The organism is Streptomyces sp. NPDC033177, from assembly GCF_055577715.1.
Map to the genome: position 1 here is coordinate 437,784 of NZ_JBVIPS010000011.1, position 9,321 is coordinate 447,104.

Annotated in this window: 6 protein-coding genes and 1 tRNA gene; 4 read left to right on the top strand and 3 right to left on the bottom strand. The window is 69.3% G+C overall.

Annotated elements, in window-relative coordinates; translation table 11 throughout:
* Window positions 1-16 precede the first annotated feature (16 nt).
* Window positions 17-3,583: a ThuA domain-containing protein gene (locus tag ACZ5U5_RS34710; RefSeq protein WP_469029768.1), complete on the bottom strand. Its 3,567-nt coding sequence runs from the start codon at window positions 3,581-3,583 to the stop codon at window positions 17-19.
* 416 nt (window positions 3,584-3,999) lie between these two features.
* Between ACZ5U5_RS34710 and ACZ5U5_RS34715 the strand changes: the two genes are divergently transcribed.
* From ACZ5U5_RS34715 to ACZ5U5_RS34725, 3 genes are all read left to right on the top strand, one after another.
* On the top strand, window positions 4,000-5,040 hold the full coding sequence (locus ACZ5U5_RS34715; protein ID WP_469029771.1) for an alpha/beta fold hydrolase: 1,041 nt from the start codon (window positions 4,000-4,002) through the stop codon (window positions 5,038-5,040).
* A 106-nt stretch (window positions 5,041-5,146) separates the two neighbouring features.
* On the top strand, window positions 5,147-5,527 hold the full coding sequence (locus ACZ5U5_RS34720) for an MmcQ/YjbR family DNA-binding protein (protein ID WP_469029773.1): 381 nt from the start codon (window positions 5,147-5,149) through the stop codon (window positions 5,525-5,527).
* A gap of 235 nt (window positions 5,528-5,762) precedes the next feature.
* Window positions 5,763-7,286: an MFS transporter gene (locus ACZ5U5_RS34725; protein WP_469029776.1), complete on the top strand. Its 1,524-nt coding sequence runs from the start codon at window positions 5,763-5,765 to the stop codon at window positions 7,284-7,286.
* Between the two features lie 30 nt (window positions 7,287-7,316).
* Here the strand turns inward: ACZ5U5_RS34725 and ACZ5U5_RS34730 are convergent, their stop codons facing one another.
* Window positions 7,317-8,243, bottom strand: coding sequence for a transketolase family protein (locus tag ACZ5U5_RS34730; protein ID WP_469029779.1), 927 nt, complete (start codon window positions 8,241-8,243; stop codon window positions 7,317-7,319).
* A gap of 90 nt (window positions 8,244-8,333) precedes the next feature.
* Window positions 8,334-9,071: a transketolase gene (locus tag ACZ5U5_RS34735; RefSeq protein ID WP_469029781.1), complete on the bottom strand. Its 738-nt coding sequence runs from the start codon at window positions 9,069-9,071 to the stop codon at window positions 8,334-8,336.
* A gap of 131 nt (window positions 9,072-9,202) precedes the next feature.
* Here ACZ5U5_RS34735 and ACZ5U5_RS34740 point away from each other — a divergent pair.
* Window positions 9,203-9,276 (top strand) — tRNA-Pro (locus tag ACZ5U5_RS34740).
* Window positions 9,277-9,321 lie beyond the last annotated feature (45 nt).

The window sequence follows — 9,321 nt, forward strand, 5'->3', positions numbered from 1 at the left end:
TGTCATGGCCGTCCCCTCACTTCGCCGTGATCCGGACCGCGCCGGTCGTCGTGTCACCCTTGTCGTCGGTGACAGTGAGATGCGCCGTGTACGGGCCCTTGCGCGCGTACGTGTGCTCGGCGGTGGCGCTCTCCGTGCCGGTCGGCTTGACGTTGTCGCCGAAGTCCCAGTGGTACGAGGCCGCCGTGCGGCCCGCGGGGAGCTTCACCGTGCTCGTGAGCTTGACGGCGAGAGGCGCGGTGCCATCGGCCGGAGCCGCCTTGACCGTCACCTTCGCACCGGCCTTCTTCTCGACGCCGGGGCCGTTGAAGTGCAGCCAGTCGAGCGTCAGGAGATCGGCTTTCTCGGACGACCACTCGGGGTTGGTGAAGACGGCGTACAGCTTCGTCGTGCCGTCGTGGTCGGCCAGTTGGGTGGTCGGCGAGATGAAGTTGCCCCAACCGCCGGTGTTCGGCACGCTCACCTTGCCGAGCAGCTTGCCCGTGGGAGAACCGGCGCGGAACTCGATGTCACCGCCGAGCCCGGCCGAAGCCGCGCCCACCGTCACGGAGTCGACGCCCTTGAGGTTCACCGGGTCGAAGGAGACCCAGTCGCCGTCCTCGATCTCGATGAGCCGTTTGCCGCCGGACGCGTCCGCGCGGTCACCGATGTCGACCCCGCCGTGCGCGCCGCCGGTGGCGGTACGGTGCTCGCCCTCCCGGAAGGAGGTCCGCAGCGTCAGCGAGGAGGACCCCGTCAGGGCCGGTACACCGGACGCGCCCTTGTCCTCGTACTGGGCCGTGATCCCGTAGTACAGATTCTGGCCGGGGCCGTGGCTGTCACCGGCGTCCGTCACGATCTCGCCCGCGCAGCCGGTGTAGTTGTCCAGCGGATGCAGATGGGTGTCGTGTCCGAGCTGGGACTGGACGACGACCCGCTTGCAGTCGATCTTCCCGTCCTCCTTGTCCGTCACCTTGATCTTGAACGGAATGGTGTCGCCGAAGCTGAACGTCCCACCGTTGGGCGGCTGTTGGATGCTGACCACGGGCCGGGTGTTCCCGACGGTGATCTCCTGCACGGCCAGGCTGCTCAGCTCGTCCGGCCCGGTGACCTTCAGGCGCGCGCTGAACTGACCCTTCGTGGTGTACGTGTGGGTCGGGTTCGCCTCGGTCGAGTCGGTCGTGCCGTTGCCGTCGAAGTCCCACGCGTACGTGACGGGCTTGCCGCCGGGCAGCCCCGAACCCGCGCTGGAGAACTTCACCTCGAGCGGGGTGCTTCCGTTGTCCGGAGTGGCCGTGACGCGGGCGTCGGGCAGCCGTCCGTCCGCCACGTAGTCGATGCGGTAGATGCCCGCGCCTTCGTTGCCGCCGCCGCGGCCCGTGCCGCTGCCGAGCCCGAAGTCGATGACGTACATGGCACCGTCAGGACCGAAGTCGGCATCGAAAGGCTGATTCCACTTCATGTCGCCGAAAATGGAGTTGATCGACTGGAGATCGCCCGCCTTCGCGGGCTCGAAGCGCGGATCGGTGAACGTCTGGTCCTTCTGCTGCATCGAGAAGACCTTGAACCACTGCCGCGTCAGCTCGTAGTTGAACCACTTTCCCTCGAAGTACTCGGGGAACTTCGTCTTGTACGTGTTGGCGGCGTCGTAGTCATAGACGGGACCGCTCATCGGCCCGCCGCCGCCCGTGCCGAGCTCGGGGAACTTCTCCGAGGCGGAGTAGGCGTACCAGACATCCGCGGCCTTGGCCGGAGGCAGGTCGCGCAGGCCTGTGTTGTTCGGCGAGTCGTTCACGATCTTCGCGCAGTCGAATTTCGCGCCCGACTTCTTCGTCGCGAAGTCGTAGTCGTTGAACGGGGTGTTGTCGCCGACGCAGTACGGCCAGCCGTAGTTGCCCGCCTTGGTGATGCGGTTGAACTCGACGGTTCCCTCCGGGCCGCGGTCGGCCACGGCGTTCTTCGCGTCGGGCCCGTAGTCCGCCATCAGCAGGGCGCCGCTCAGCGGGTCCGTGGTGATGCGGAAGGGGTTGCGCATGCCCATGGCGTAGATCTCGGGCCGGGTCTTGTCGGTCCCCGGCGCGAAGAGGTTCCCCTCCGGCACGGAATAGGTCCCGTCGTCCTTCGGCGTGACGCGCAGGACCTTGCCCCGCAGGTCGTTCGTATTGCCGGAGGTGCCCTGCGCGTCCCAGGCGCGGCGGCCCTCGCGCTCGTCGATCGGGCTGAATCCGTCCGACGCGAACGGATCGGTGTTGTCACCCGTCGCGATATACAGATCGCCCTTCTTGTCGAAGGCGATCGACCCCGCCATGTGCGAGTTCGCCCGGCCCTCACCACGGAAGGTGGGAATGGTCAGGATCCGCTTCTCCGAAGCCAGATCGACTTTTCTGCCCGCTTCGGTGAAGCGCGAGAGATTGATGCGTTTCTCGTTCTTGTCCGAATTCAGGAGATAGACCCAGTGGTTGTCCTCGAACTTCGGGTCGAGCGCGAGGCCGAGCAGACCGTCCGACTGGCTCGTCATCTCGGGGGTGTAGTCGAGGTCGAGCGCCGTGGAGACCTTCAGCGTCTCCTGGTCGATGATCTTCAGCTTCCCGGTGCGCTGGACGAAGAAAACCCGGCGGTCGGGCGCGACGGCCAGCTCGAAGGGGTCGGCCAGATCGTTCGTGGCGAGCGGCGTGCGCTGGAAGGCACCGGTCTTGGTGGCGGTGCAGTCGCCGGGCTTGTTGCCCGCGGCCCACTCGATGCCACCGAGAATGTGCTTGAGGAAGCCCTCTTCCTGGTACGCCGCCTTGTCGTGTCCACCTGCGGTGTACCAGGAGCGGCCGCCGTCGTAGTTCTGGCACCAGGACCACGGCTGGTCGACGCCCTCGTCGAGCCCGGTGACACCGTCGCGCACCTTGACCTGGGCGAGCGTGTGCACCTTGCCCGTCGGATTGGTGCGCCAGTTGTACCACTCCTCCGTGCGCTCCCAGAGCTCAGGAAGGCCCTTCGTGGAGGGGTGCGCGTGATCGAGGACCTTGACGCGCCCGGTCTGCACCTCGGGGTGCTTGTCGAAGATCGCGCCGACAAGTCCCTCGTACCAGGACCAGTCCCGCTCGCTGGCCGACGCCGCGTGCAGACCGACCCAGCCGCCGCCCCCACGGACGTACTTCTGGAAGGCCGCACGCTGGTCGGCGTCGAGCAGGTCGCCCTTCTCCGGGGTGGAGTTGGTGTTGTTGAAGACGATGGCCTGGAAGCGGGCGAGATTGGTGTCGGTGAAGGCCGCCGCGTCGTCGGTGGCCTCGACCTCGAAGCCGTTCTCGCTGCCGAGCTTCTTGATGGCCTCGACGCCCGCGGGGATCGAGTCGTGGGGGAAGTTCGTGACCTTGGAGAAGACGAGGACGCGGAAGGGGTCGTCGGCGGCTTCCGCTGTGGCTGCGACTGCGGCGGCGGGTGCGGGTTGCGACTGGGCTTTGGCTTCGGCGGCCGCGCGGGGCGATGCGGTGAGCCCGAGGCCGATGACGAGGGCCAACAGGGCGATGAGCGCGAGCCAGGGGCTCGGTGTGGTGGGGCCCGGACGCGATGGGGTGGGGCCGCGTCTGGGCGCGGTGGGACTCGTGGAACTCATGGCGCTCCCTGGGCTGGGCGGGTGGACGGCTGCCGGTAGCCGGGTGTGCGGTGAGTGCGAGTTGCGGTGAGTGCGAGTTGCGCGGGTGGGGGTGCGTGGGTTAGAAAGCGCTTTCTCCTGCGCGCTGTTCAGCGTAGGTTCCGCTCTGACGGGGGGTCAATGGGTCGGAAGGGCTTGGCGTGAGAAGGGAGTCACGCAGGGGCACGGACATGCACTCAGAGGCACTCAGGTGGGGGCGCTGGTATGAGGTCGCGTGTGCGGGGGAGGGTTTCAGGGGTGGGCGGGCGTTCGGGAGGCGGGCGTTCCAGGAGCAGCGGGGATTCCAGCTCTGCCGAAGCCGGCCCAGCACCGTCCCGGAACCACCCCGGGAACCATCCCGGAACCGTCCCAGATGTCGTACAGGGGAGCCTTACGCAATGCCTGACCACGCCTCGACGCCCGCCCCCGCCGCGTACACCGCCGGACTCGTGAACGCGGTGGACGGCGTCCCCGTCGCCACGTACACCTGGCTGCCCGAGGGCGGCAGGCCACGCGCCTTCGTGCAGATCGCACACGGCGCGGGCGAACACGCCCTGCGCTACGACCGGTTCGCCCGCCACCTGATGGAACACGGCTACGGGGTGATCGCGTCGGACCACCGGGGGCATGGTGCGACGGCGCAGGCGACCGGGGGGTTTGGGGTGACGGGATCGTCCTCCGATGGGCCTTCGGACGGGCCGTCGGACCGTGCTGCCGACGCCGGGGGGCCCGGTGCGTCCGGCGAGCCCGCCTCCTCGTTCGACAGCTGGCGCGCCATCGTCGACGACCTCAAGGCGATCGGCGACCAGGTACGCACCCTGCATCCCGGGACCCCGCTCTTCCTGCTGGGCCACAGCATGGGCTCGCACCTGGCCAGGGACTACGCGCAGGAGTACCCGGACGGTCTCGCGGGTGTGATCCTCTCCGGCACCTTCCGCTCCCTGCCCGGGGTCGGGATCGACGAGTCGATCACCCGCCTGGAGCGCGAGATCGCCGAGGGCGGCCGTGAGGTGCTCTCCTCCTATCTCCCCGAACTCTTCGCCGCCTTCAATGACGCGTACCCGCACCGCACCGGCTTCGAATGGCTCTCGCGTGACGAGGCCGAGGTCGACGCGTACGTCGCCGACGAGCGCTGCGGCTTCCCCTTCTCCGCCGGGCTCTGCCTGGACTGGGTACGTGCCGTGCGCAAGATGAACGACCCGCGGAACCTCGCCCGGGTCCCCGTTGACCTGCCCGTCCACATCGCCGTCGGCACGGAGGACCCCTGCAACCAGGGCATGACGCTGGTCCACGAACTCGTCGAGGACTACCGGTATCTGGGCCTCGACGATCTCACCTGGAAGGCGTACGAGGGGGCGCGCCACGAGATCCTCAACGAGACCAACAGGGAGGAGGTGCAGGAGGACCTGCTGACCTGGATGGACAAGCGGGTGCTGTGAGGAGCGGGGGCGCGTTCGGTGTTTCCGGCGCCGCCGTGGGTGGTTCCGGAGCCGCTGTCGGTGGTTACGGGGGCCGCTGTCAGTGGTGTTGGCTACCGTTCGGGTCATGTCTCGAGCTCATGCCAAGCCCCAGGTCACGGGTGACGATGTCCGGCGTATCGCACTGGCCCTGCCGGATACGTCGGAGAAGATCGCCTGGAGCATGCCCACCTTCCGGGTGGCAGGAAAAATGTTCGCCACGCTCCCCGAGGACGAGACGTCCATCGCCGTGCGGTGCCCGAAGGAGGAGCGCGACGAGTTGGTCCTCGCGGAGCCCGACAAGTTCTGGATCGCCGATCACGAGGCGATGTTCGCCTGGGTGCGCGCACGGCTCTCGGCGCTCGACAAGAACGAGCTGAGCGACATCCTCGCCGACTCCTGGCGCCAGGCAGCCCCAACCCGACTCTTGGACGCGTACCCGGAGTTGGGGCTTCCGCCGACGGACTAAAAGGGATCGGCCGCTGTCAGTGCCCCGTGGCATGATCCCGGCAGAGGTGGAGGGCGGGGTTCGTGGGACGACGGACCGGGCGCCGCCGCCAGGGGAGGGGACTGCGGTGCCGTCAGGGGACGGGTTGGGCGAGGGCGGGTCTGCTGGGGGAGGGGCTGGCGAGGGCGAACGTGCGGGGCTCCCGGCGGGGAGGCGAGGCGCGCTGGACGCGCAAGGTGGTCGGAGCGAGCGCACCATGCGCAGGCGCAAGGCCAAGCTGAGCCGCAAGGCCAGGCTGAGCCGCAAGGCCAGGCTGGGTCCCGAGGCCAGGCTGGGTCCCGACAAGCTGAGCCCCGAGGCCAAGCTGAGCCCCGAGGCCAAGCTGAGCCCCAAGGCCAAACTCGGCCCCAAGGCCAAGCTCAGCCCCAAGGTGATTCTCAGCCGCCGTGACGAACTCACGCCCGTCGGCGGGCCGGTGACTGAACAAGTGGCGCCCCCAGGTCGAAGCATCTGGTCGCGGGACTTCGGGTTCTTCTTCGGCGCACGGACCGTCGCCAAGCTCGGCGACACGATGCTGCCCGTCGCCCTTGCCGCGGGGCTGCTCCAGCACGGGCACGGCGCGGGCGCCGTAGGTCTCGCCATGGCCGCCACGACGGTCTGCTTCGCCGGCCTGGTGATCTTCGGCGGGGTCTTCGCCGACCGGTTCAGCACCCGCCTGCTGATGATCGGTGCGGACGTGGCCCGGCTCGGCACGCAGTCGGTTGCGGCGGCCCTCTTCTTCAGCGGCCACGTCGTGCTCTGGCAGATCTGCGTGATCGGAGCGGTCAACGGCGCGGCGGGCGCCCTCTTCCAGCCCGGCGTCGCCAGCACGGTCCCGCGCCTGGCCGCCGACGTCCAGAAGGCCAACGGCGCGATACGCGTGGCCGAGTCCGCCGCGGCGCTGGCGGGCCCGGCCGTGGCCGGCGTCCTCGTTGCCTTCGCCTCGCCCGGCGCGGTCTTCGCCGCGCACGCGGGGACGTACGGACTGAGCGCCCTGTGCCTGGTCCTGCTCCGGCTGCCGCCCGCGCTGCCCGGCTCGCTGCCGCACAGCAACGGCTTCCGTGCCGACCTGGTGCAGGGCTGGCGGGAGTTCAGGTCCCGCACCTGGCTGTGGGGCGTCATAGCCATCTTCTGCGTCCTGATGATCACGACCACGGGCCCACTGACGCCCCTCGTCGCCACGCTCGTGGTCCAGGAGCACGGCTCGGGGGCGTACGGCCTGGTGAACTCCGCCCTGGGCGCCGGCACCGTACTCGGCGGCCTGGTCGCCCTGCGGCTGCGCCCCCGCCGTATGCTCCGCGCCGGTTCCTTCGCCCTGATCGGCTACTGCGCGTTCCCGGCGTCCGTCGGCGCCCAGCTGGGCGTTCCGCTGATGGCCGCGGGCGCCGCGGTCGCGGGCGCGGGACTCTCCTTCTGGGGAGTCATGTGGGCGACGAGCGTCCAGACGCAGGTGCCGCCCGACGTCCTCAACCGCATCCACGCCTACGACGTCGCGGGATCGATCGCCTTGCTGCCCGTCGGCCAGGCCCTCGCGGGACCCGCCGCGAGCACGTTCGGCGCGGAACAGGTGCTGATCACGGGTGCCGTGACGACGGTCGTCGTCTGTCTGGCCATGCTCTCCGTGCCCGCGATACGTGGGTTGGTGCGGGTGGACGGGAGAGCGCCAGTCCAGAGCGGGGGAGCGGCGGGGACGGGCGGGCCCGGCCGGACACAGCAGCCGGACTCCGTCGCGCGTCGATGACCGGAAAGCGGGGCCGAGGGTGTCCGAGGGCTACGCGGGAGCCTGCGCAGACGCCCCCGCCCCCACAAAACCGCTGATCCGCTCCCGCAACGAGCGGACGTCGAGCCCGTGCGCGGCCATGTGCTCGTCGACCTGCCCGTAGCGGCGCAGCTCGGCACGGCCGACGCCGAGCCCGAGCACACGGTGCGGAACATCGGCGAGCGCGTCGTTGGCGGCAGCGGTGGAGGTCCCGGCCAGATAGGGCTCGACCACCACGACATCGGCGACGGTGCCGGCCCCCGTCGCGCGGCGCAGCGCCTCGGCGTCGAAGGGCCGCACCGTGGTGGCGTACAGCACGGTGAGGTCGAGGCCTTCAGTGGCAGCAAGAACGTTGTCCAGCATGCTCCCGACAGCAACAACCACGCCACCACGCCCCTCACGCACGGTGTGGAAGCGGGCCCCGTCCACGGGAAGAGACCGAGCGTTCGCCTGCACGGAGAGCCGTACGTACACCTTGTCGTCGCCCGCGGCGACCGCGTGCCGCAGCAGGGTCTCGGCCTCGTCCGGGTGCCCGGGTACGTGCACGGTCCACCCGTCGAGCGTGTCGAGCAAGGCCACATCGCCGGGTGACATGTGCGTGTAGCCACCGGCGGGCCAGTCGAACGAGGCGGCGGCGCTGACCAGGACGCCTCCGACGCCCTGATGGCCGAAGTCCAGCTTCACCTGCTCGAACGGCCGCTCCACGAGAAAGCTGGCGAAGGTATGCATGACGGGCCGCATCCCGGCCAGTGCGAACCCGGACCCGGCCCCGACGAGCAACTGCTCCCGGATCCCGACATCGATCACCCGGTCCGGATGCCTGCGCTGAGCTTCGGCGAAGCCGTCCGTACCGATGGCTGCGAGAACGACGGCGACGCGTGGATCCTCGTCGAGCAGGCGAGAGAGGGTAGGAGCAAAGCGATCACGCATGGTGTCCATGACAAAACCTCCGAGGGTGAACGAAGAAAACCAAGAACAGCGGGGGAGACGGGCGTCGCAAGGCATCGCAGTCGGCCACGTGCGTCCCCCTTACAGGCCCTTCGGCTCGACCCGGGCGACGACGACGTGGGGCTGGCCGGGGTGTGGCGCGGTGAACGCCGCGTACAAGGCATCGTGATCGCGCCCGTCGACGGTGGCGGTGGACCACCCGGCGGCTTCGAAGCGGGCGGCGATACCGCCGGGCCTGGCGTGCCGGGCGGAGGCGTTGTCAATCACGACGGTGTGCAGCCGTTCGAGCCCGGCGGGCCCGGCGAAGGCGATGGCCTCGTGATTGCTGCCCTCGTCCAGCTCCGCGTCGCCGACGAGCGCCCACACCCGGGCGTCCGCGAGCCCCCGTGCCCTGAGCCCCAGCGCGGTCCCGACCGCGATCGGCAGCCCATGCCCGAGCGACCCGCTCCCGATCTCGACCCCGGGCACGAGCACCCGGTCCGGATGGTGCCCCAGGGGCGAGTCATAGGCCCCGAACCCCTCCAGCCAGTCGACGGGGATGAAGCCTTTGGCGGCGAGGACGGCGTAGTAGGCCATGGGCCCATGCCCCTTGGACAACAAGAACCGATCACGCCCAGCCCCCTCAGCTCCCTCAGCCCCCTCCATCTGCTCAGGTGTGACCCTGAGCACCCGGTCATAGAGGACCCAGAGCGCGTCAAGGGTGGAGGTCGCGGCGGGCCCGTGCTTCTCGTCCCCCGTCATCCGCCCCATGAGGCGGGACAGGTCTGCGTATCCGTATCCATCCGCACGCCCGAGCGCGCGTTCCGTTGTCGTCGTCATGCCACAGAGAGTGCAACCTCAAGCCCGCTTGAGGTCAACAGCACACGAAAGGCGTGAGCGATCACGCCTCCGAGTGCGGTATTGTTTCGGTGCACGTTCGGCCAGGGGAAAACCCCAGGTCACACGGGCACCGGGACGTGGCGCAGCTTGGTAGCGCACTTGACTGGGGGTCAAGGGGTCGCAGGTTCAAATCCTGTCGTCCCGACGGAAACGTCGCAGGTAGGGGTCACCTTCGGGTGGCCCCTACTTC